Origin of the sequence: Verrucosispora sp. NA02020, assembly GCF_013364215.1 — a bacterium.
Classification (GTDB): domain Bacteria; phylum Actinomycetota; class Actinomycetes; order Mycobacteriales; family Micromonosporaceae; genus Micromonospora.
This window is the reverse complement of sequence record NZ_CP054923.1, coordinates 6,311,611-6,334,168: the sequence shown is the minus strand read 5'-3', so window position 1 is coordinate 6,334,168 and position 22,558 is coordinate 6,311,611. Positions and strand designations below refer to the sequence as shown.

Genomic DNA, 22,558 nt, shown 5'->3' with positions numbered 1-22,558 from the left:
GCACGTTACGGTCCGTGGCGGCCGATCGCCACCGGCGCGCCGTGGGACGGCTGCTACCTGCGTCCGGCGGGTCTACTTGAGCTCGACCAGGCGAGCCAGGTATGTCGTGTCCCCGACGTTGGTCAGCATGTGCACCGCGCCCGGGTCGCGGTAGACCACGCCGCCGGTCGGCTCGTCCGCGTCGATCGTGGTGCCGTCGATGGTCTGCACCACGTTCTTCGCACCCTGCACCGCCACCACCAGATAGGGGTGGTCGTGCCGGTGCAGCGGCTGCCGCTCGCCCGGCTCCAGCCGGATGTGCCAGACCCGGACCCGGTCGTTCTCGAAGACGACCTCCTGGCCCACCGGGCCGAGCGTGGGCAGGTCGAGGGGGGTCTCGGTCATCGGGTTCCCTCCAGTCGGGGCAGCACCTCGGCCGCGATCAGCTCCAGGTGGTCCAGGTCGTCGAGGTCGACCAACCGCAGGTGTACGCGGGCGGTGCCGACGGCCGCGAACTCGCCGATCCGGTCGACCAGTTGTTCCGGAGAGCCGACCACCGCCTCCTCGGGTGGGAGGGCGCTGGTCACGTGCAGTGGTGCCGCCCGTCGTCGGGCCTGGGCGTCGGTGCGTCCGATCGCCACCACGATGCCGGCGGAGAGCACCAGCGGTGCCCGGCCGGTGCCGGCGCGGTCGACCCGGTCGCACGCCTCGCGTACCCGCTCGTAGGACTCGGCGGTCCGGGCGACGTCGGTGAAGGGCACGTTGAACTCGTCGGCGAAGCGGGCCGCCAGGTCCGGGGTGCGCTTGGGACCGCGTCCGCCGATGATGATCGGCGGCCCCGGGGTCTGCACCGGCTTGGGCAGCGCCGGGGCGTCCACCAACTGGTAGTGGTCGCCGCTGTAGCTGTACGTGCTGCCCGACGGGGTCCGCCACAGTCCGGTGAGTACGTCGAGCTGCTCGGTGAGCCGGTCGAAGCGTTCGCTGGTGCCGGGGAACGGGATGCCGTACGAGGTGTGCTCGCGGGCGTACCATCCGGCGCCGATGCCCAGCTCGACCCGGCCGCCGCTCATCTGGTCCACCTGGGCCACCATCACCGCGAGCGGACCGGGCAGCCGGAAGGTCGCGGAGGTGACCAGGGTGCCGAGCCGGATCCGGCTGGTCTCCCGGGCGAGCGCGGCGAGCGTCAGCCAGGCGTCGGTCGGGCCGGGCAGCGCCGGCGCGTCACTCATCGACTGGTAGTGGTCGGCGCGGAGGAATGCCTCGAAACCGCCGTCCTCGGCGAGTCGGGCGAAGCGGAGCTGGTCGTCGTAGCTGGCACCCCGGTGCGGTTCGGTGAAGACAGTGACCCGCATGGTCACCGCCGCGTACCGGCGGTCGCGGGGTGGTCCCGCTCCATGAGCAGCTCGTGCAGGTCGGCGCTGACCTGGGCGACCTCCGCCAGGTGCGCGTGGCGGCCTAGGGTGCGGGGGCGGGGGATGGCCACGTCGACGATCTTGCGGACCCGGCCGGGGCGCGGACTGAGCACGATCACCCGGTCGGCCAGGAGTACCGCCTCGTCGATGGAGTGGGTGACGAAGACGACCGTGGCCCGGCTGCGCATGTGCACCCGCTGCAACTCCCCGGACAGTTCCTCCCGGGTGAGCGCGTCCAGCGCGGAGAAGGGCTCGTCCATCAGCATCACGCGGGGGTCGCCGATCAGGGACCGGCAGAGCGACACCCGCTGCTGCATGCCGCCGGACAGCTCGTGCGGCAGCCGCTTCTCGAAACCGGCCAGCCCGGCCACGTCGAGTAGTTGCCGGGCACGGTCCCGGTAGTCGGCGCGCTTCCAGCCGAAGATCTCCACCGGCAGCAGGACGTTGTCCAGCACGGTGCGCCACGGCAGCAGAGCCGGCCGCTGGAACAGCATGGCGATGTCGCGGCGCGGCTTGGTGACCGTCTCGCCACCCACGGTGATCTCGCCGGAGGTGACCGGGATCAGACCGGCGATCAGCCGGAGCAGGGTCGACTTGCCGCAGCCGGAGCGACCGAGGATGGCGACGAACTCGCCGTCGGCCACGTCGAGGTTGATGCCGCGCAGCGCCTCCACGCGGCCACTACGGCCGTCGAAGGTGCGCGAAACCTCGGACAGGCGGATCATCCGACGGCCTCCCTGAGTGAGTAGTCAGGATTCCGCCCAAAGGTTAGCGGTCTCCACCGTTATCTCACCGTCCGGGGTGGAGATGAGTTGTTTCCGTTCCGCAACCCGGTATGCCTGGCGTCGCAAAGGTGAGGTTCTCGTACGCTGTGCCCGCGAAGAGTCCCCTCGATACGCGGTGTCGGCTTCCGTCCCGGCTGCCGGTACCGCCCCAACATCCCCTCCCGGAGGCCCGCGACGCCTCCGGTGGGAAAGGACAAGGTGTACTGATGAGAAGGCTGACCCGTACGGTCGCCGCGGCCACGATGGCCACCGCGCTCGCCCTGGTCTCCGCGTGCGGCAGCGGCTCGGACGACGCTGACGACAACGTCGGCTCCTCGATGGAGCAGGTGACCTACCTCACCTCGTTCGGCAACTTCGGGCGTGACGCCTACGCCTGGGTGGCGAAGGAGAAGGGCTTCTTCAAGGACGCCGGCTTCGACGTGGACATCAAGCCCGGCCAGGGCACCAACGCCGTGATCCAGACGATCGTCGGCGGTCAGGCGCAGTTCGGCCCGATCGACCTGACCGGCGGTCTGCTCCAGCTCGGCAACGGCCAGGCCAAGGACTTCGTCGCGGTGGCGGCGATCCAGCAGCGCACGATGGCCGCCATCGCGACCGTCGAGGGCACCGGCATCAGCACGCCGAAGGACCTGGAGGGCAAGAAGCTCGCCGACACCCCCGGCTCGGTCGTCCGGAACCTCTTCCCGACGTACGCGCGGATGGCCGGCATCGACTACGACAAGGTGACCTGGGTCAACGGTGACGCCCAGACCCTGATGGGCACGCTGGCCTCCGGCTCGGTGGACGGCATCGGCCAGTTCGTCGTCGGTCAGCCCACCATCGAGGCGGTGACCAAGAAGAAGGCCGTCCTGCTGCCGTACAGCAACGTGATGCAGGACCTCTACGGCAACGTGCTGATCACCTCGAAGCAGGTCGCCACCGAGAAGCCGGAGATGGTCAAGCGGTTCACCGCGGCCCTGCTCAAGGGCCTGGAGTACGCCCTGGAGAACCCGCAGGAGGCCGCCGAGATCCTGGCCAAGAACGTCGAGGCCGTGGTGCCCGCCGCTGCCGCCGCCGAGCTGCAGCTGATGGCCGGGTACGTCCGGTCGAGCAACTCCGGTACCGCTCTGGGCACGCTGGACAGTGGCCGGGTGGCCAAGAGCATCGCGATCCTGCGCGGTGCCGGTGCGCTGAAGTCCGACCTCAGCCCGGACCAGATCATCGACTTCAACCTGGCCCCCAAGGCCTGAGGTCGACCAGTCCGTTCCAGTTCCACCGCGGGGTACGCCGTGCCGGCCAGCCGGTACGGCGTACCCCGATCCCGCGTCTGACCACCCGAACCGCAGGAGGATCCGATGACCGACGTCCGCTCACGGCAGCCGGAGGCGACGCCCGCCCCGGAGCCGGCCCCGGCCGCACCGCGTGGCCGGCGGTGGCGGCCGGGAGACCTGCGGGACGGCGCGACGTCCGCGCTGCTGCCAGCCGCCGGCCTGCTGATCGCCTTCAGTGTGTGGTGGCTGGTCGCCCGGCTGGAGCTGGTCCACCCGGCGGCCCTGCCGCCTCCCGGCGACGTGCTGACCGCGTTCCGCATGGGGCAGGACCGACTGCTCGAACACACCGTCACCACCACCGGCGAGATCCTGCTCGGCTTCCTGCTCTCGGCGGTGGCGGGTGTGCTGATCGGACTGTCGTTGGCCGCCTCGCGGACGGTCGAGCGGATGTTCACCCCGCTGCTGGTCGCCGTCAACGCGGTCCCGAAGATCACCCTGGGCCCGCTGCTGGTGGTGGCGCTCGGTTGGGGTCAGAAGCCCATCCTGACGATGGTCTTCCTGCTCTGCTTCTTCCCGATCGTGCTCTCCACCGCGACCGGCCTGACCACCACCTCGGCCGAGCTGGCCGAGCTGGTCCGGTCCTGGAACGCCTCCCGCTGGCAGGCGTTCCGTAAGGTCCGCTTCCCGGCCGCGCTGCCGCAGATCTTCGTCGGGCTCAAGGTCGCCATGCCGCTGGCCGCGATCGGCGCGGTGATCGGCGAGTTCCAGGCCGGTGAGGGTGGTCTCGGCTTCGTCATCCAGCAGTACGCGGGCATCGGTGACACCGCTACGGCGTGGGCGGCGATCATCCTCGTCGCCCTGGTCAGCATCCTGCTGTACACCGTGCTGGTGCTCGTCGAGCGTCGCAGCCTGCCCTGGGTGCGCGAGACCACCTCCAGCCGCTGACCCGGCTCAGCCGGCCAGACGCCACCGGCCGTTCCGGGCGACCAGCGTGGTGAGCGCCTGCGGCATCAGCCCGGAGTGGTTGTCCGGCGTCATCCGGATCGGTCCGGACAGGCCGTCCAACTGGGACGTCTCCAGCACGTCGCGGAGGCCGTCACGGTCGACCTGTCCGGCCGGGCCGCCGGAGCGCAGCTCGGCGTCGGCGATGAGCTGGACGGCGTCCGCCGCGAAGGAGGACGAGCCGTGGTAGCCGCCGAAGCGGGCGGTGTAGTCCTGGAACCACTGGCGGCGGGCGGCCTTCGCCGGGGTGGTCGCGATGACGTCGTCGATCACCATGGTCTGGGTGAACACCAGGGTCGCCCGCTCCACCGCCCGCGAGGCCGACCCGAGGAAGAGGTCACCGGCCGCGGCGGCGTCGAGGTAGAGCGCCCCGGAGAAGTTGGCCCGCTTCACCGCTGCGGCGGCGAGCATGGCCTGCTCCGGCGAGGTCCAGATGATGATCCCCTCCGGGTTGGCGGCGGCCAGCGTGCTGGCCTGCCCGTCCACCTCGGTGTCCGTGGCCCGGACCGAGGCCTGGGCCACCACCTGGATGCCGGCGTTGTCGAACTCGCGCTGCAGCGCGGTGACACCCTCCCGGCCGTACGTGTCCTCGGTGTGCAGAATGCCGATCGTGTCGATGCTGCGGCGGCGCAGTTCGACGGTGAGCGCGTCGGCACTGTCGGCTGCGTTCGGTGCCAATTTGAACACGTACCGTCGTTCTGCGACCGGACTCGTGATGGCGCCCGCCGCGGCGAGCGCGATGGTCGGGATCTGCTTTTCGTTGATGGTGCGCACCGCGCCGACCGCGCATTCGTTGCAGCCGCCCATGATGATGGCGCTGACCGCCGAATCGTTGCTGAAGTCCGCGATGTTTCGCAGCGACTCACTGGCGTCGGAACGATTGTCCTTCACCCGCAGATCGATCGACCGGCCGTTCAGCGCACCCGAGGCGTTCAACTGTTCGACCTTGAGTTCCAGTGCCTGCCGGTACGCCTTGCCGACCCCGGCCGCTGCTCCGGAGAGCTCCAGGTCGGCGGCGATGACGATCGGGCTCGTGTCCCTCGCCTCTCCGCCGAACTGGCAGCCGGCGAGCATGGAGGCCAGCAGGGTGGATGCGAGCGCCGTGGCGGTCGCGGAGCGGAAGGGGGTCAACTCAGTCCTCCTGGTGTGGCGCGGGCGGGGCCCGGTCACTGGTGTCGGCAACCGTCCACTGTGGATAATTGGGAAGGGTCTGCCGTACCGTGTGCGCGAAGCCTGCAAAACCTTGCCAATGCCGGGCGCTGCGGTCAAGCGGGACCACTGGAGGCGTTTCGGGACGCCGATCCCACATGTTGGGGTAACCAGATGTTTTCCGTTGCTCACTGTGGCGACATGCTTCGCCACTCTGGAGTTACATGCCCTGATCAGGGCGCTGTGGAAATGTAGGTATTAGTTGACCGGATCACGGGATGCGCGACGTCCGACCGATTCCTGCCCGCCTGCGGCTTCCCAAACACGATCTCGTCTGATGAAATCGCGGCCGTGCCGCGCGTGGCGCTGGCCGTCGCTCCATGCACGGATCGACGGGCCAGGCGTGGAGAAAACGACGGAGGCGATGTCGTGAGCACCGGACCGACGACCCTGCCCGCCAGCGGTGACGCCGTGCCGAAGGCGCCTCGCCGCCTGTTCCGGCTGCGTGACGCCCGGATCCGGTCCAAGCTGGCGCTGATTCTGGTCGTGCCGGTCGCCGCGGTCATCGCGCTGGCCACCGTCCGTCTCGTCTCTGTCGGCGAGGGCGCCTACGACGCCACCCAGGCCCGATCGCTGACCGCACTGTCCATCAACATCTCCGCGCTCACTAACGACCTGCACGCCGAACGGATGGCGGCAGCGGCCTACCTGGCCCAGCCGCAGCCGCAGGCCGACGCGTACAACCTGCGGGTCCGGCAGACCCAGCAGCGGATCGAGGCGTACCGCGCGGAGCGGTCCAAGGTCGGTGAGGTGCCCAGCGCGGTCGGCGACCGCCTACGGACCATCGACACGCACCTGGACACGCTGGACGGCACCCGGCAGGAGGTGCTCGACCGTTCGCAGATGGAGGTCGCCGAGGCGGCCCTGCGGTACGGCGTGGTCCTGTCCGACCTGGTCGCCTACGGCGACGGCCTGGCCCAGTTGCCGGGTGAGGAGCGGTTGGCCGACACCCGCCGCGCGGTGGCCGCCTTCGCCCGCGCGAAGGCCGCCGTCGCCGAGGAGGAGTCGATCGCCTTCACGGCGCTGACCCGTGGCCGGCTGGACAACGAACAGTTCTCCGCGTTCGTGGCCACCCTGACCGGCCAGCAGGAGGCGCTGCTGGCCTTCTCGCTGGCCGCCGACCCGGCCCAGCGGGCCCTGGTCGAGAGCACCGTCTCGGGTGACGCGGTGGTGCTGGCCGACCGGATCGCCACCGACATCAGCCGCTCGGTGGGCAACCGTTCGCCGGTCAGCGCGCAGGACGCCACCGCGGCGATCGGCGCGGTCAACGAGCTGATGCGCTGGGCCGAGATCGAGCTTCAGAACCAGTTGCTCGCCCAGGCCGAGCAGGCACGGACGGACGTCATCCGGCAGGCCATCGTCGAGTCGACGCTGGTGCTGCTCACCCTGATCATCGCGGTGACGCTGGCCGTGGTGCTGGCCCGTTCGCTGAACCACTCGCTGCGCCGGCTGCGTGAGGGTGCGCTCTCGGTGGCCAACCACGACCTGCCCGAGGCGGTGCGCCGCCTCCAGGGCATGGGCAACGTCAGCGACGGCAGCGTCGACGAGATCGTCCGCGAGGTACGCGACCCGATCCAGCTCAACAACCGCGACGAGGTGGGACAGGTCGCCCTGGCCTTCAACGTCGTACACCGTGAGGCGGTCCGGGTCGCGGCCGAACAGGCGGCCCTGCGGACCAGCGTCTCGGCGATGTTCCTCAACCTGGCCCGGCGCAGTCAGACCCTGGTCGACCGGATGATCGGTGAACTCGACGCGATCGAACGTGGCGAGGAGGACCCGAAGCGGCTCGCCCAGCTCTTCGAGCTCGACCACCTCGCCACCCGGATGCGCCGCAACGACGAGAACCTGCTGGTGCTGGCCGGCGCGGACTCGGCCGTGCCGCGTCGCGACGACGCGTTGCTGGTGGACGTGCTGCGCGCCGCGCAGTCCGAGGTGGAGCTCTACAACCGGATCGAGTTCGGCACCGTCGACACCGACGTCTCGGTGGCCGCGCACGCGGTCAACGACGTCGTGCGGCTGGTGGCCGAGCTGCTCGACAACGCCACCCGCTTCTCGCCGCCGAACACCACCGTGGTCGCCGACGGCCGCCGCATCCGCGACTACGTGCTCATCCAGATCGAGGACCGGGGCCTCGGGCTGAGCGACGAGCAGCTCGACTCGCTCAACCGCCGGCTCGCCGCGCCGTCCACCGTCGACGTGGCCGCCTTCCGGCTGATGGGTCTCGCGGTGGTCAGCCGCCTCGCGGCCCGCTACAGCATCCGGGTCGAGCTGCGCCGCAACGTCGAGGGCGGCACCGTGGCGCAGATCACCCTGCCGGCCTCGACGGTGATCCTGCCGAGCCTGCGGGGCCGCGACCAGATCACCCGGCCGCGTCAGCCGCTCGCCGTCGAGCAGACCCCGACGCCGCCGGCCCCCAGTGAGCCGCTCACCGGCACCGGTCGCACCAACCTCGCCACGTTGACCGAGCGGTGGCGCGACACCACCCCCTCGTCGGCGCCGTGGCCGACCGCGAACCCGGCCCCGACCCCGGAGCCGCCGGCCCCGCCGGCCCGTACCGCACCGCCCGCCTTCGCCGGGGGGTTCAACGCCGGCACGCCGACGGTCGCCCAGCCGTCACTCGATCCGCTGCCGCAGCGGAGCGCACCGCCCGCCGCCCGGCCCGACCCGGTGCTGCCGGCCGGTCCGGTCGCCGGGGCACCGATGAGCGCACCGACCGCGTTCGGTGTGGGTGCGACCCCGCAGACCGACACCCCCTTCCGTGGCCTGGGCGCCAGCCTGGCCGCCACGGCACCACAGGCCACCGCGCCGATCACCGCCCCGCCGGAACCCCAGGCCGAGGCGCCGATCTTCCGCGAGATGGAGGCGGTCTGGTTCCGTTCGCACGGCAACGACGCCACCGCCATCTTCAGCCGACCGCAGTTCGACGAGCCGCCGCAGCCGGCTGCCGGCCCACCCGCGCCGGCCGTCGAGCCGACTCGGGGACGGAGCCCGTTGCCCACACGTACACCCGGGGCGGCTGCCGCCGCGCAGCCCGCGCCGCCACCCGCGTACCAGTCGTCACCGGCCGCGTCGACCGCGACGACCGCCGCGACCACGCCACTGCCCACGGTGACTCCGCCCGCCGCGCCACCACCGGCGGCACCGCCACCGGCCACCTCGGCCACGCCGCCCCCGGCGCCGTCGCCGGCGGCCCCGCAGGCCTCGGAGTCCGACGCCTGGCGGACCGCGGCCGACGACGGCTGGACGCGGGCCAGCAAGGCGGCCGAGCCGACCCCGGCCGGCACCACCCGGTCCGGACTGCCCAAGCGGGTGCCGCAGCAGCAGCTCGTCCCCGGTGGGATCGAGCCCCGCAGCGGACGTGAGCGCAGCCGCCGTACGCCGGACGAAGTACGCGGTCTGCTCTCGGCCTACCACCGTGGCGTGCAGCGCGGACGGACGGCCGGAGCGAGCCAGGACAGCACCTCGACCAAGGAGACGAGCCGATGAACAGGCCAGCGGCCATGCAGGACATGGGTTGGCTGCTCACCAACTTCGCCGACAGCGTGGCGGGTATCGCCCACGTGGTGGCGGTGTCCGCCGACGGACTGCTACTCGCTTCCTCCCGTGACCTGCCGGGGGACCGGGCGGACCAGCTCGCCGCGATCACCTCCGGCGTGGTGAGCCTGACCGAGGGCGCCGCGCGGATGTTCAGTGCCGGCGGGGTGCTGCAGACGGTCATCGAGATGGACAGCGGCTACCTGTTCCTGATGTCGATCAGCGACGGGTCGTCGATGGCCGTGCTCGCGGCGCGAAGCTGCGACGTCGGGCAGGTGGGCTACGAGATGGCACTGCTGGTCGAGCGGGTCGGCGCGGCGCTGGTGCCGCTGCCCCGGGACGCGGTGCGGTCATAACAGGGACAGGACCGGCGCAACCCCGCGCCGGTACGGAGGAGATCCGGTGGCGACATGCCGGCGGAGGGGAGAGGAGGTGATCGCGGATGGAGCAACACCGACGTGACCCGCGTGGTGCACTGGTGCGGCCGTACGCGGTCACCCGGGGACGGACCGAGCCGCGGCAGGACATCGCCTTGGAAGCGGTGCTGGTCGCCAGCCCCACCCAGATCGCCGAGTCGCGGTTTGCCGGGCATGACAAGCATCGCATCGCCATGGTCTGCGAGAGCCGGCCCGAATCGCTGGCGGAAATCGCCGCGTACACCCGGCTACCGCTGGGTGTCGCCCGGGTGTTGGTCGCCGACATGGTGGCCGAGGGCCTGTTGACGCTACAGACGGCCGCTCCCGCCACAGGTTTCGAGGAGCGGATGGAAATGCTGGGAAGGGTGCTGAGTGGACTTCGCGAGCTATGACCCCGCCGGGGCCCGCCAGAGCCGGGGAATCATCTCCGCGAAGATCGTCGTCGCGGGTGGCTTCGGTGTCGGCAAGACCACGTTGGTCGGGGCGATCTCGGAGATCACACCGCTGACCACCGAGGCGGTGATGACCGCGGCGGGCGTCGGTATCGACGACCCGTCCAAGGTGCCGGGCAAGGAGACCACCACGGTCGCCATGGACTTCGGCCGTATCACCATGGCACAGGACCTGATCCTGTACCTCTTCGGCACACCTGGGCAGACCCGGTTCTGGTTCATGTGGGACGAGATCATTCGGGGCGCGGTGGGTGCCACGGTGCTGGTGGACACCCGCCGGATAACCGACGCGTTCGCTCCGCTCGACTACTTCGAGAGCCGCAAGCTGCCGTACGTGGTCGCGCTGAACCGGTTCGACGGCGCGCAGCAGTACGAACTGGAGGAGGTCCGCGAGGCGCTGGCCATCTCGCCGGACGTACCGCTGGTGCTGACCGACGCCCGGCAGCGGGACTCGGTCAAGCGGGTGCTGATGACCGTCGTCGAGCACGCCATGGCGCGGTTGCAGGCCGAACACGACCGGGGCTTTCCGACCCCGGTGGGCTGAGTGTCGGCGGGAGCCCGTCGGTGGACCTCCACCGGCGGGCTCCCGCGTACGGTCAGTCGACCCGGAGTCGGTACCCGCGTTTGACGACCGTCTGCACCACCCGGGGGGCCTTCAGCCCGGCCCGGAGCCGGGCCACCGCCATCTCCACCGCGTGCTCGTCGGCGCCACGCGGCAGGGTCCGCAGCAGGGCGGTACGCGACAGCACCCGACCCGGTGTCTGGGCCAGTGCCCGCAGCACCGCCATCGGTGCCGGGGCCAGCGGTCTCAGGTCACCGTCCATCACCGCCGCGTGGCCCCGCAACGTGAGCAGGTGTCCGGCGGCCTTGATGGTGACCGTCCGGCGGGGCAACTCGTCGACGATGGTGCGGACCAGCGCACCCAACCTCGCCCGGCTCGGCGCGCTCACCGGCACGCCCCGGCGTACCAGCGGCTCGGCGGTGACCGGGCCGACGCAACTGGCCAGCACGTCACCGCGCAGGGCCTCCAGCACCGTCTCCGTCCGGTCACCGGCGGCCCGCAGCAACGCCTCCGCGGCCGGTGCCGAGGTGAACGTGACCGCGTCCACCAACCGGCTGGCCACCAGGTCGACCAGCCGGTGCAGCGGGGCCGGGTCGGTCGGCGGGGCCCACCGGTAGACCGGGATCTCGATGACCGTGGCACCGGCGTCCTCCAGAGCGCGGGTGCACTCCGGTTGCCGCTCGCCGTGCAACTGCATGGCGATCACCTGCCCGGCGACTCCCCGCCGACGCAGGTGGTCCACCACCTCGTCGCAGCTCTCCGACTCCGGGGACCACTGGTCGTGCAGCCCGGCGGCGCGGATCGCCCCCCGGGCCTTCGGCCCCCGGGCCACCACGTACGCGCCGCCGAGCACGGAGCGCAGCGGCTCGGCCAGGCCCCAGCCCTCGGCCGCCTCCAGCCACCCGCGCATGCCGATCCCGGTGTTGGCCATCAACACGTCCGGTGGCCGGTCGAGGCAGGTACGGGTCGCCTCGCGCAACTCGGTGTCGTCGGCGAGCGGCACGATCCGCAGGGCGGGAGCGAGCACCACCCGGGCACCGCGCCGTTGCAGTAGCGCGGCGAGTTCGTCCCGCCGTCGGTCGGCGGTCACCCCGATGGTGAAGCCGGCCAGTTCCTCGCCCATTCACCCCTCCTGTCGCAGCCGCACCTCGACCATGCCGTTCCGGCAACGGATCTCGTGCCGGGCCACGGCGACGCCGGGCAGGTCGAGACAAACCCCCGTGCGCAGGTCGTACACCTGCTTGTGCAGCGGCGAGGCGACCGTCGGCACGCCCTGCCGGCTGCCCACGATGCCCCGGGACAGCACGTACGCCTCGGCGACCGGGTCGCGGTTGTCGATCGCGTACAACCCGTCTCCGGTGCGGAAGACCGCCACCTGCACCCCGTCGACGAGGGCGGCGACGCCCCGGTCCGGGTCCAGCCGGTCCAGCGGGCAGACCACGTGCCAGCGCAGCGTCGTCGCGATGCTCATCGCCGTACCTCCGGCAGGCCGAGGGTGACCGGCTGGCGGCCGTCGGGTGCGGGTGGTCGGCCGCCGACCGGGACGGGTTGTCCGCGTTCGGTGGCGAAGGTGATCGACGGATCGGGTACGTCCGGCGCGTTCACGAAGGAGGTGAAGCGGCGCAGCCGGTCCGGGTCGTCGAGCACGTCCCGCCACTCGTCCGAGTAGGACGTGACGTGTCGGGCCATCGCGGCGTCCAGGTCCGCGCAGAGGCCGAGCGAGTCGTCGACGATCACCGAGCGGAGGTGGTCGAGCCCGCCCTCCATCGCCTCGATCCAGACGGCGGTGCGTTGCAGCCGGTCTGCGGTGCGGACGTAGTACATCAGGAACCTGTCGATCGTCCTGATCAGCGCCTCGGTGGAGAGGTCGGTGGCGAACAGGTCGGCGTGCCGGGGCCGGAAGCCTCCGTTGCCGCCGACGTAGAGGTTCCAGCCGGTCTCGGTGGCGATGATGCCGAAGTCTTTGCTGCGGGCCTCGGCGCATTCCCGGGCGCAGCCGGAGACCGCCGACTTGAGCTTATGTGGCGCGCGGAGTCCCCGGTACCGCAGCTCCAGGGCGACGGCCAGTCCGACGGCGTCCTGCACCCCGTACCGGCACCAGGTGGAGCCGACGCAGGACTTCACCGTCCGCAGCGCCTTGCCGTACGCGTGCCCGGACTCGAAACCGGCGTCGACCAGCCGACGCCAGATCTGCGGCAACTGGTCGACCCGGGCGCCGAACAGGTCGATCCGCTGCCCGCCGGTGATCTTGGTGTAGAGCCGGAAGTCGCGGGCCACCTCACCGATCACGATCAGCTTCTCCGGGGTGATCTCCCCGCCCGGGATCCGCGGCACCACCGAGTAGCTGCCGTCCCGTTGCAGGTTCGCCAGGAAGTGGTCGTTGGTGTCCTGCAACGACGCCTGCTCGCCGTCGAGGATGTGCCCGTTGCCGAGCGAGGCGAGGATCGAGGCGACGACCGGCTTGCAGATGTCGCAGCCCCGCCCCCGGCCGTGCTCGGCGATCAGCCGGGAGAACGTCCGGATGCCGCGTACCCGGACGATGTCGAACAGCTCCTGCCGGCTGACGTCGAAGTGCTCGCACAACGCCCGGGACTGGACCACACCGGCCGCGTCGAGCAACTGTTTGAGCATCGGGACGCACGAACCGCAACTGGTGCCGGCCCGGGTGCACGCCTTCAGCGCCGGCACGTCCGCGCAGCCGCCCGCGATCGCCGCGTCGACGTCGCCCCGGGTGACCGCGTTGCAGGAACAGACCTGGGCGGACGCCGGCAGCGCGCCCGCCGTCGCGCCCGCCGCCTGCTCCGGGGCGAGCAACGCCAGCGGCGCGGCCGGCAACGGCCCGCCGACGCTGGCCCGCAACGTCGGGTACGCCGACGCGTCACCCACCAGCACGCCGCCGAGAAGCGTCGTCGCGTCGTCGGAGAGCACCAGTTTGGCGTAGACCCGGGTGGCCGGATCGGTCCAGGTCACGTCCAGGCAACCCGGCGTGGTGCCGTGCGCGTCACCGAAGGAGGCCACGTCGACGCCGAGCAGCTTCAGCTTGGTGGCGGTGTCCGCGCCCGGGAAGGTGGCCTCCCCGCCGACCAGCCGATCCGCCACCACCTCGGCCATCGCGTACCCGGGGGCGACCAGGCCGTAGCAGGTGCCCTGCACCGCCGCGCACTCGCCGACCGCGTAGATCCGCTCGTCGGAGGTGCGGCAGGCGTCGTCGACCAGCACCCCACCGCGCGGGCCGACCTCCAGTCCGGCCGCACGGGCCACCTCGTCGCGGGGACGGATGCCGGCGGCCACCACCACCACGTCGGCGTCGAGCAGCGTGCCGTCGGCCAGCTCCAGGCCGCCGACCGCGCCGTCCGGGCCGGGTCGCAACGCGGTGGTCGCCACCCCCAGGTGACAGGCCACCCCCAACTCCTCGACGTAGCGGCGCAGCATCGCGCCACCGGCGGTGTCGACCTGCACCGGCATCAGCCGGGGCGCGAACTCCACCACGCGGGTGGCCAGACCGAGCAGGCGCAGCGCGTTCGCCGCCTCCAGGCCGAGCAGACCGCCGCCGATCACCGCGCCGGTGCGTCGGCCCCGGGCGTGCTCGCGGATCGCCGCGAGGTCGTCCAGCGTCCGGTAGACGAACACCCCCGGCAGGTCCGTACCCGCCACCGGCGGCACGAACGCCGACGACCCGGTGGCCAGGACCAGCACGTCGTACGGGTGCTCGCCGGTCGCCGTGGACACCACCCGACGGGCCCGGTCCACCCCGGTGGCCGCCTCGCCGAGGCGCAACTCGACGCCGTCGTGCGGGGTGTGCAGGTTCAACTCGTCCACGTCGGCCCCGTCGAAGAACGCGGAGAGCCGCACCCGGTCGTACGCGGGTCGGGTCTCCTCGGCGAGGACGGTGACCCGCCACCGTCCCCCCGGGTCGCGTGACCGCACCGCGTCGACGAACCGTTGCCCGACCATGCCGTTGCCGATCACGACCACGTTGCCACCGGTCATCGTCCCACCTCCACCGGATCCGATCTGGACAACCAGTCGACGATGCCGGCGACCGCGTCGCGGCAACCGCCGCAGCCGGTCCCGGCCCTGGTCCGGGCGACGACCTCGTCGACGGTCCGGGCTCCGCCGCGCCAGCAGGCCACCAGCGCGCCCTTGCTGACCGTGTTGCACTGACACACCGTGGCCGCGTCCGGCATCAACGCCGGGGAGGCGGCCGGAGCCGCGACCGCACCACCGAGCGACCGGCCCAGCAGCAGCGCCCGTCGGTCGGCGGGGACCGGTTGACCCCGGTCGAACAACTGGACGACGGTGCCCACCGACGGGTTGTCGCCGAGCAGGATCGCGCCGGCCAGCCGCTCGTCGTGGATCCGCAACCGGGCGTACGTGCCACGGGCCGGGTCGGCGAAGGTCAGCTCCTCGCCCGGGCCGCCGGTCGGGTCGCCCATCGAGGCTAGGTCGATGCCGGCCGCCTTGAGCCGGGTCACCACCGGCCGGGGCCGGTACCGGGCCGACGGATCCTCGCCGGTCAGCAGGTGTGCGACCACCCGGGCCTGCGCCCAGGCCGGTGCCACCAGCCCCGTCGGCGCGGAGCCGTGCTGCGCGCAGTCGCCGATCGCCGAGACCCGTGGATCGCCGGTCCGCAGTCGGTCGTCGACCCGCACACCCCGGTCCACCGCCAGTCCGGCCGCCTCGGCCAGGGCGGTCTCCGGGCGTACCCCGCAGGCGAGCACCAGCAGGTCGGCGTCGAGGCACCGGCCGTCGGACAGCTCCAGGCGTACCCCGGAGGCGTCGGCCGCGAGCGCCGTCGGCGTGACGGCCAGATGGGTGGTCACCCCCAGGTCGGCGAGCGTACCGGCCAGCATCGTGGCGGCCACGGCGTCGAGCTGCCGCTCCATCAGGTACGGCACCCGGTGCACCACCGCGACGCCGAGCCCCCGGGCGGCGAGCCCCCGGGCCGCCTCCAGGCCGAGTAGCCCGCCCCCGAGCACCAGCGCCCGCCGGGCACCCCGGGCCGTCGCGATGATGCGTCGGCAGTCGTCCAGCGTGCGGAACGCGACCACCCGGTCCGGCAGGTGGGCCGCATCGAGACCGGGCAACGGCGGCACGACCGCCCGCGCACCCGTGGCGAGCACCAGATGGTCGTAACGGATCCGGTCGCCGTCGTCGGTGCGTACCTCCCGGGCGGCCCGGTCGACGGCCCGGACGGTGACCCCGGTGCGGACGTCGACCCCCCGCCCGGCCGCCTCCGCCAACTCCACGTCCAGCTCGCTGATCTTGCCGGTGAGCAGCGTCGACAACATGATCCGGTTGTACGCCCGATGCGGCTCCGCGCCGAGCACGGTGACCTTGAGGTCCCCGCCCCGCCCGCGCAGCTCGCTCGCCAACCGGGCACCGGCCATCCCGTTGCCGACCACGACCACCCGATCGCCGCTCATGGCAACACTCCGCTGCGCTCCGCGTCGCCATGAGGCTTGTCCGCACTGTGCTGCTGATTCGCTCGCTGGCGCTCGCTCATGCCGTCACTCCGCTGCGCTCCGTGTCGCCATGAGGCTTGTCCGCGCTGTGGTGCTGATTCGCTCGCTGGTGCTCGCTCATGGCAACACTCCGCTGCGCTCCGCGTCGCCTGGTGCGACCTTCTCCAGGCGGACGGCGCAGATCTTGAACTCGGGCATGCCGGAGATCGGGTCGACCGCGTCGTTGGTGACGGAGTTGGCCCGTGCCGCGCCGGCCCAGTGGAACGGCGCGAAGACGGTGTCCGGCCGGATCGCCGGACTCAGCCGGGCAGGCGCCCGGAACTCGCCTCGCCGGGAGACCACCCGGATCGGTTCGCCGTCGGCCACCCCGAGCCGATCGGCCAGATCCGGGTGCAGCTCCACGAACGCGTCGGGGGCGGCCCGGCGCAGCGCCGCCACCCGCCGGGTCTGTGTGCCGGACTGGTATTGGGCGAGTACCCGGCCGGTGGTGAAGTGCAGCGGGTACTCCGGACAGACCTCCTCGGCCGCCGGCCGGTGCTCCACCGGGTGGAACCGGGCCAGCCCGTCCGGGGTGGCGAAGCGGTCCGCGAAGAGTCGGGGCGAGTCCGGCCCGTCGCTGCGTGGGCAGGGCCAGAACACCCCGTCCGCCTCGTCGATGCGGTCCCAACTGATGCCGGCGTAGTCGGCGAGCCCGCCCGCCGAGGCCCGCCGCAGTTCCTCGAACACCGCCTGCGGATCGGCCTCCGGCACACCCGCTCCCGCGTCGTCGCTCGCGTCCGCGCCGGGTGTTAGGAGGGGACCCTTGCTATGCACGAGGCGATAGGAAGGGGCCCTTCCTTTCAGAAGGTCCTCGATGGCGGCGAGGATGGCGAGGTCGGTGCGGACACCGGTCGGCGGGGGGCGGAGCGCGCGTCGGCGCAGCACCCGTCCCTCCAGGTTGGTCAAGGTGCCGTCCTCCTCGGCCCACTGCGCCGTGGGCAGCACCACGTCGGCCAGCGCGGCGGTCTCGGAGAGCAGGAAGTCGGCGACGACGAGCAGGTCCAGGTCGCGCAGCCGGCTCTCGATCCGGGCCGCGCGCGGTGCGGAGACCACCGGGTTGGAGCCGAAGACCAGCAACGCCCGGGGTCCGTCCGCGGTGCCCAGTGAGTCCAGTAACCGGTACGCCGGCACGCCCGGACCGGGCAGCTCGTCCGCGGGTACGCCCCAGACCTCCGCGACGTGTGCCCGGGCCGCCGGATCGTCGATCCTGCGGTACCCGGGTAGCTGGTCGGCCTTCTGCCCGTGCTCCCGGCCGCCCTGGCCGTTGCCCTGCCCGGTCAGGCAGCCGTACCCGGAGCCGGGCCGGCCGGGCAGGCCGAGGGCGAGCGCCAGGTTGACGAAGGCGGTGACCGTGTCGACGCCCTTGGCGTGCTGTTCGGCGCCCCGGGCGGTGAGGATGATCGCCCGTTCGGCGGTGCCGAGGGCGCGGGCCGTCGCCTCCAGGTCGGCCACGGGTACGCCGGATAGCGCCTCGGCCCGAGCCGGCCACCAGCCCGCCACGGTACGGCGTACGTCGGTGAAACCGTTGGTGCGGGTGGCGACGTACGACCCGTCGACGTAGCCCTCGGTCAGCACGGTGTGCAGCAGTGCGTTGGCCACCGCCAGGTCGGTGCCGGGCAGGGGTTGCAGGTGCAGGTCGGCCTGCCGGGCGGTGGCGGTGGCGCGCGGGTCGACCACGATCAGCGTGCCGCCGCGTTCCCGCTGTTCGGTGAGCCAGCGCACCAGCGGTGGCATCGTCTCGGCCGGGTTCGCGCCGACCAGCAGCAGGGTGTCCGCCCGGCCCAGGTCGGCGAGCGGGAACGGCAGTCCCCGGTCGACGCCGAAGGCCCGCATCCCGGCTGCGGCGGCCGAGGACATGCAGAACCGTCCGTTGTAGTCGATGTGTCGGGTACGCAGCGCCACGCGGGCGAACTTGCCCAGTGCGTACGCCTTCTCGTTGGTGAGCCCGCCGCCGCCGAAGACGGCGACGGCGTCGCGGCCGTGCCGCTGCTGTACCTCGCCCAGCCCGGTGACGATGCGGTCCAGCGCCGCCTCCCAGCTCGCCGGTGCGAGTCGGCCGGTGGCCGGGTCGCGCAGCAGCGGGGTGGTCAGCCGGTCGGGGTGGTCGAGCAGTTCGGCGGAGGTCCAGCCCTTCTGGCAGAGGCCGCCCCGGTTGGTGGGGAAGTCCCGGGGGTGTACGGAGATCCGGTCCTCGTCCTGGCGCAGGGTCATCCCGCACTGGAGTGCGCAGTACGGGCAGTGCGTCGCCACCTCCCGGGGTGTTTCCCCCGATCGAGTCGCCGACCGTGCACCGTCTGTCATGTCGGCAAAGCGTGCCGTTGGGCGGTTTCCGGTCGGCGTCCCGTTTGTTTCGGCCCTGTCAAGAGCACCTCACACCGCACGTCGGCTGCGCGCGGGGTCGAGAGGTCTACAATATGGAACGAAAATCCTGTCATGTGGGAAGTGTGCGCGACGGCGACGGATCGGGGGGATCGACATGGATGTGGCTCAGGCGTTCGACGCGGTGGCCGGCAGCTACGACGCCGCGCGGCGGCGACTGGTGCCCTGTTTCGACGGGTTCTACGGCACGGCCGTCGAGGTCGTCGAGCCGGCGTTGCGTGCCGCCCGCGCCGCCGGGCGTACCCCCGAGGTCTTGGATCTGGGCGCCGGCACCGGTCTGCTGTCGTCGCTGGTCGCCGCCGCCGTGCCCGGAGTCCGACTGACCCTCGTCGACGCCGCGCCGAAGATGCTGGCCGTCGCCGCCGACCAGCTCACCAGCCGTGGCGTGCCGCACCGGGTGGTGGTGGCCGACCTGACCGACCCGCTGCCCGACGGGCGCTACGACGCGGTGGTCAGCGCGCTCGCCGTCCACCACCTCGACGACGCCGGAAAGCGGGACCTCTACCGGCGGGCCGCCGAGGCGCTGGTGCCCGGAGGCGTCTTCGTCAACGCCGAACAGGTCGCCGGCCCCACCGCCGAGCTGGACCGGCGTTACCACGAGGTCTGGCTGGCCCAGATCACCGCGCGCGGCTCCGACGCCGACGAGATCGCCGCCGCCGCGCAGCGGATGGCGTACGACCGGCCGGCGTCCGTGGGGGAGCAGTGTCGTTGGCTGTCCGACGCGGGGCTGACCGACGTGGACTGCTTCTTCAAGGCGTGGCGGTTCGCGGTCTTCGGCGGCCGTGCCCCGGGTGCCAACGGCCCGGCCGGCGACAGCTCGCGGTACTCGACGGATGACTGATGGTCATACCAGCGGGTAGTCTGACCGGCATGACAGCCAAGGTGACTCTGTCGTTCTCCGACGAGACGATCGCGGAGGCCAGGCGGTTCGCCAAGCGCGAAGGGCTCTCCCTGTCGGCCTGGATGGATCAGGCTGCCCGGGAGAAGGCCCTGCGTGAGGTCTTCGCGGCGCACGCCGCCGCGGTCGGGCGGGCCGGACTGGACCTGGAGTCGGCCTCGCTGGCCGACGCGCAGGAGGTGGGCATGGTCGACGACCTGCTCTTCGGCGGTCGCCCGCGTGCTGCGTAGGGGCGAGGTCTGGCGGATCGCCGGGGCTCGCGAGCGGCTCGGGCTCGTGATCAGCTCGGATGTCTACAACTCCACCGCGGTGCCCATCGTGATCGTCGCCGAGGTGGTCGAGGCGGCGCTGCTGCGCGACTCGCCCCTGGCGGTGCCGATGGGCGGCTGGGTGGTCATGCCGGACCGGATCTCGTCTCCGATGAAGAAGTGGTTCGCCGAGTGCGTGGACGTCGCCGACATCGAGACCATGCGCCGGATCGACCGGGCGCTGCGCATCCTCCAGCAGCTCTGACCGTTCCTCACCACCGGCGCGCGGCGCCGGTGCGCTCCCCGTTGCGCCGTCGACCCCGAGGGCGAACGCCACGGTAACGCTCGATTCCTAGCTTCGGCGCCATGACCACCACGAGCACGCGCCCCGAGGTTATCGAGGACACGCAGGACCTGGACCGCAGGCCCGGTCGCTGGATCGGGCACTGGACGCCGGAGGAGCCGGGATTCTGGCGTACCACCGGCAGTCGGATCGCCCGACGCAACCTCATCTGGTCGATCTTCGCGGAACACATCGGTTTCTCGGTGTGGCTGCTGTGGAGCATCGTCGTCGTCCGGCTCGGCGACGCCGGGTGGCAGTTGACCACCAGCCAGGCGCTCTGGCTGACCGCCGTACCGAGCGGGGTGGGGGCGCTGCTGCGGTTGCCGTACACCTTCGCCGTGCCGGTCTTCGGCGGACGGAACTGGACGGTCGTCTCCGCGCTGCTGCTGATCGTGCCCTGCGCCGGCCTGGCCTGGGCGGTCGAGCATCCGGAGATCGGGTTCCTGCCGTTGCTGCTGATCGCCGCCAGCGCCGGTCTCGGCGGCGGCAACTTCGCCTCCAGCATGGCGAACATATCCTTCTTCTACCCCGAACGTGAGAAGGGCTGGGCGCTGGGCCTCAACGCGGCCGGTGGCAACATCGGGGTCGCGGTGGTGCAGTTCGTGGTGCCGCAGGTGATCGTGCTCGGCGGCGGGCTCGTGCTGGCCCGCGCCGGACTGATGTACGTCCCGCTCGCGGTGATCGCCGCCGTCTGCGCGTACCTCTTCATGGACAACCTGGTCGAGGCCAAGGCCGACGTGGGGCCGGTCTGGTCGTCGCTGCGGCACCGGGACACCTGGATCATGTCCCTGCTCTACATCGGCACCTTCGGCTCGTTCATCGGCTACTCGGCGGCCTTCCCGACGCTGCTCACCTCGGTGTTCGGCCGGCCGGACACCGCGCTGGCCTGGGCGTTCCTCGGCGCTGCGGTCGGCTCGTTCTGCCGGCCCTTCGGCGGTCGCCTGGCCGACGTCGTCGGCGGTGCCCGGGTCACGGTGGTCAGCTTCGTGCTGATGGCCGCCGGTGCGCTGGCCGCCCTCTGGTCGGTGGAGCGGCGCAGCATGGGTGTCTTCTTCGCGGCCTTCCTGCTGCTCTTCGTCGCCACCGGGGTGGGCAACGGCTCGACCTACCGGATGATCAGCAAGATCTTCCGGGTCAAGGGCGAGGACCTGGGCGGTACGCCGGAGGTGATGCTGGCGATGCGTCGGCAGGCCGCCGGTGCGCTGGGCATCATCTCCGCGGTCGGCGCCTTCGGCGGTTTCCTGGTGCCGATCTGTTACGCCTGGGCCCGGTCGACCTACGGCGGGATCCAGCCGGCCCTGCGCTTCTATGTCGGTTTCTTCCTGGTGTTGCTGGCGGTCACCTGGGTGGCGTACCTCCGGCCGGGGTCCCGGATGGCGCGGGCACGGGTCTGAGGGGGTATTGTCCCTCCATCCGGCGCGCCCGCCGGACCCCCGTTTTGACCGGCCGACGGGGCTACGGGTATCGTTGCCTGCTGTTGTACGACATCTGTGGGCGTGCCGCCTGAGGTACGCTTGGTCGTTCGTGCGCGCTGGTCCGACCGGGAAGCCCTGGTCACCTCGGCGCGCTACCCCAGACCGACGACGAGACAAGGTAGACCTGTGCGTACGTACAGCCCGAAGCCGGGTGAGATCGAGCGTCAGTGGCACGTCATCGACGCCTCTGATGTCGTGCTGGGCCGCTTGGCCACCCACGCCGCCACGCTGCTGCGGGGCAAGCACAAGCCGACTTTCGCGCCGCACGTCGACACGGGCGACTTCGTCGTCATCGTGAACGCGGGCAAGGTCGCGCTGACCGGCAACAAGCGGCAGCAGAAGATCGCCTACCGCCACTCCGGCTACCCGGGCGGCCTGAAGCAGGTCGGTTACGAGGAGCTGCTCGCCAAGCGCCCCGACCGGGCCATCGAGCTGGCTGTCAAGGGGATGCTCCCGCACAACAAGCTGGGCCGTCAGCTGATCAAGAAGCTGAAGGTCTACGCCGGTGCCGAGCACCCGCACGGCGCGCAGCAGCCGGCGCCGTTCGAGATCAAGCAGATCGCGCAGTGAGCGCGGGCGAAGGAAGCAGCATGACCGACATCACCGCCACCGAGGTCGCCCCCGAGGCCACCGAGGCGCCGGCGCCCGTCGCCCGCGCGCCTCGTGGTGACCGCCCGATCCAGACCGTGGGTCGGCGCAAGGAGGCCATCGTCCGAGTCCGGATCGTGCCGGGCACCGGCAAGATCACGTGCAACGGACGCGACCTGGAAGCCTACTTCCCGAGCAAGGTGCACCAGCAGCTGATCAAGGACCCGCTGGTCACCGCCGAGAAGCCCGAGGCCTTCGACGTGATCGCCAACCTGCGGGGCGGCGGCACCACCGGCCAGGCCGGCGCGCTGCGGCTGGCCATCGCGCGGGCGCTGATCGTCAACGAGCCCGACGACCGCCCGGCCCTCAAGAAGGCCGGCTTCCTGACCCGTGACGCGCGGGTCAAGGAGAGCAAGAAGTACGGCCTCAAGAAGGCCCGTAAGGCTCCCCAGTACTCGAAGCGCTGATCTCCAGCCGCACCTTGTACTTCTGACGGACGGCCGGTCCGCCTCCCCTCGACCC

The 22,558-nt window shown here is 71.8% G+C and carries 21 protein-coding genes; 12 read left to right on the top strand and 9 right to left on the bottom strand.

Annotation, left to right across the window (positions count from 1 at the left end; translation table 11 throughout):
* Positions 1–72: 72 nt before the first annotated feature.
* The 3 genes from HUT12_RS28220 to HUT12_RS28210 are packed head-to-tail and all read right to left on the bottom strand — an operon-like array spanning position 73 to position 2,116.
* Positions 73–384 carry a cupin gene (locus tag HUT12_RS28220; protein ID WP_131056599.1) on the bottom strand — a complete coding sequence of 104 codons (312 nt, stop codon included), beginning with the start codon at positions 382–384 and terminating at the stop codon, positions 73–75.
* Positions 381–1,331, bottom strand: a complete 951-nt coding sequence (locus HUT12_RS28215; protein WP_176095232.1) for an LLM class F420-dependent oxidoreductase — start codon at positions 1,329–1,331, stop codon at positions 381–383. The genes HUT12_RS28220 and HUT12_RS28215 overlap by 4 nt, the downstream gene beginning before the upstream one ends.
* Positions 1,332–1,333: 2 nt before the next feature.
* Positions 1,334–2,116 (bottom strand): ABC transporter ATP-binding protein, encoded by a 783-nt coding sequence (locus HUT12_RS28210; protein ID WP_131056597.1) that lies wholly within the window; start codon positions 2,114–2,116, stop codon positions 1,334–1,336.
* Positions 2,117–2,382: 266 nt separating this feature from the next.
* On the opposite strand from HUT12_RS28210, the gene HUT12_RS28205 reads away from it, so the two are divergent.
* Together HUT12_RS28205 and HUT12_RS28200 are read left to right on the top strand one after the other, a co-directional pair.
* Positions 2,383–3,405 carry an ABC transporter substrate-binding protein gene (locus HUT12_RS28205; protein ID WP_131056595.1) on the top strand — a complete coding sequence of 341 codons (1,023 nt, stop codon included), beginning with the start codon at positions 2,383–2,385 and terminating at the stop codon, positions 3,403–3,405.
* Positions 3,406–3,510: 105 nt separating this feature from the next.
* Positions 3,511–4,371, top strand: coding sequence for an ABC transporter permease (locus HUT12_RS28200; protein ID WP_176095231.1), 861 nt, complete (start codon positions 3,511–3,513; stop codon positions 4,369–4,371).
* Between the two features lie 6 nt (positions 4,372–4,377).
* Here the strand turns inward: HUT12_RS28200 and HUT12_RS28195 are convergent, their stop codons facing one another.
* Positions 4,378–5,559 carry an ABC transporter substrate-binding protein gene (locus HUT12_RS28195; RefSeq protein WP_131056511.1) on the bottom strand — a complete coding sequence of 394 codons (1,182 nt, stop codon included), beginning with the start codon at positions 5,557–5,559 and terminating at the stop codon, positions 4,378–4,380.
* A 447-nt stretch (positions 5,560–6,006) separates the two neighbouring features.
* Here HUT12_RS28195 and HUT12_RS28190 point away from each other — a divergent pair, with 447 nt between their 5' ends.
* From HUT12_RS28190 to HUT12_RS28175, 4 genes are all read left to right on the top strand, one after another.
* Positions 6,007–9,123 carry a sensor histidine kinase gene (locus HUT12_RS28190; RefSeq protein WP_176095230.1) on the top strand — a complete coding sequence of 1,039 codons (3,117 nt, stop codon included), beginning with the start codon at positions 6,007–6,009 and terminating at the stop codon, positions 9,121–9,123.
* A complete protein-coding gene (locus HUT12_RS28185) occupies positions 9,120–9,527 on the top strand; it encodes a roadblock/LC7 domain-containing protein (RefSeq protein ID WP_007465177.1) in 408 nt (135 codons plus the stop codon). Before HUT12_RS28190 ends, HUT12_RS28185 begins: the two co-directional genes overlap by 4 nt.
* An 86-nt stretch (positions 9,528–9,613) precedes the next feature.
* Complete coding sequence (locus tag HUT12_RS28180; RefSeq protein ID WP_117226208.1) at positions 9,614–9,979, top strand: DUF742 domain-containing protein; 366 nt, start codon at positions 9,614–9,616, stop codon at positions 9,977–9,979.
* Positions 9,960–10,583, top strand: a complete 624-nt coding sequence (locus HUT12_RS28175) for an ATP/GTP-binding protein (protein ID WP_131055216.1) — start codon at positions 9,960–9,962, stop codon at positions 10,581–10,583. Before HUT12_RS28180 ends, HUT12_RS28175 begins: the two co-directional genes overlap by 20 nt.
* A gap of 52 nt (positions 10,584–10,635) precedes the next feature.
* Here the strand turns inward: HUT12_RS28175 and HUT12_RS28170 are convergent, their stop codons facing one another.
* From HUT12_RS28170 to HUT12_RS28150, 5 genes are all read right to left on the bottom strand, one after another.
* Entirely contained in the window at positions 10,636–11,724 is a 1,089-nt protein-coding gene (locus HUT12_RS28170) for a uroporphyrinogen-III synthase (RefSeq protein WP_131055218.1), read from the bottom strand.
* Entirely contained in the window at positions 11,725–12,072 is a 348-nt protein-coding gene (nirD, locus tag HUT12_RS28165; protein ID WP_131055220.1) for a nitrite reductase small subunit NirD, read from the bottom strand.
* On the bottom strand, positions 12,069–14,591 hold the full coding sequence (gene nirB, locus HUT12_RS28160) for a nitrite reductase large subunit NirB (protein WP_176095229.1): 2,523 nt from the start codon (positions 14,589–14,591) through the stop codon (positions 12,069–12,071). Before nirB ends, nirD begins: the two co-directional genes overlap by 4 nt.
* Positions 14,588–16,027 carry an FAD-dependent oxidoreductase gene (locus HUT12_RS28155; protein WP_176095228.1) on the bottom strand — a complete coding sequence of 480 codons (1,440 nt, stop codon included), beginning with the start codon at positions 16,025–16,027 and terminating at the stop codon, positions 14,588–14,590. The genes nirB and HUT12_RS28155 overlap by 4 nt, the downstream gene beginning before the upstream one ends.
* Positions 16,028–16,183: 156 nt before the next feature.
* Positions 16,184–18,406 carry a molybdopterin oxidoreductase family protein gene (locus HUT12_RS28150; RefSeq protein ID WP_176095227.1) on the bottom strand — a complete coding sequence of 741 codons (2,223 nt, stop codon included), beginning with the start codon at positions 18,404–18,406 and terminating at the stop codon, positions 16,184–16,186.
* A 175-nt stretch (positions 18,407–18,581) separates the two neighbouring features.
* Between HUT12_RS28150 and HUT12_RS28145 the strand changes: the two genes are divergently transcribed.
* The 6 genes from HUT12_RS28145 to rpsI all read left to right on the top strand — a co-directional run bounded on the left by HUT12_RS28145 (position 18,582) and on the right by rpsI (position 22,503).
* On the top strand, positions 18,582–19,325 hold the full coding sequence (locus tag HUT12_RS28145) for a class I SAM-dependent methyltransferase (protein ID WP_176095226.1): 744 nt from the start codon (positions 18,582–18,584) through the stop codon (positions 19,323–19,325).
* Between the two features lie 29 nt (positions 19,326–19,354).
* Positions 19,355–19,612 carry a DUF6364 family protein gene (locus HUT12_RS28140; protein ID WP_117226201.1) on the top strand — a complete coding sequence of 86 codons (258 nt, stop codon included), beginning with the start codon at positions 19,355–19,357 and terminating at the stop codon, positions 19,610–19,612.
* Positions 19,602–19,895, top strand: coding sequence for a type II toxin-antitoxin system PemK/MazF family toxin (locus HUT12_RS28135; RefSeq protein WP_131053669.1), 294 nt, complete (start codon positions 19,602–19,604; stop codon positions 19,893–19,895). Before HUT12_RS28140 ends, HUT12_RS28135 begins: the two co-directional genes overlap by 11 nt.
* 101 nt (positions 19,896–19,996) lie before the next feature.
* A complete protein-coding gene (locus tag HUT12_RS28130; RefSeq protein ID WP_176095225.1) occupies positions 19,997–21,367 on the top strand; it encodes a NarK family nitrate/nitrite MFS transporter in 1,371 nt (456 codons plus the stop codon).
* A 207-nt stretch (positions 21,368–21,574) separates the two neighbouring features.
* Positions 21,575–22,018, top strand: coding sequence for a 50S ribosomal protein L13 (gene rplM / locus HUT12_RS28125; protein WP_131053671.1), 444 nt, complete (start codon positions 21,575–21,577; stop codon positions 22,016–22,018).
* 20 nt (positions 22,019–22,038) lie between these two features.
* Positions 22,039–22,503, top strand: a complete 465-nt coding sequence (rpsI, locus tag HUT12_RS28120; RefSeq protein ID WP_102658823.1) for a 30S ribosomal protein S9 — start codon at positions 22,039–22,041, stop codon at positions 22,501–22,503.
* Positions 22,504–22,558 lie beyond the last annotated feature (55 nt).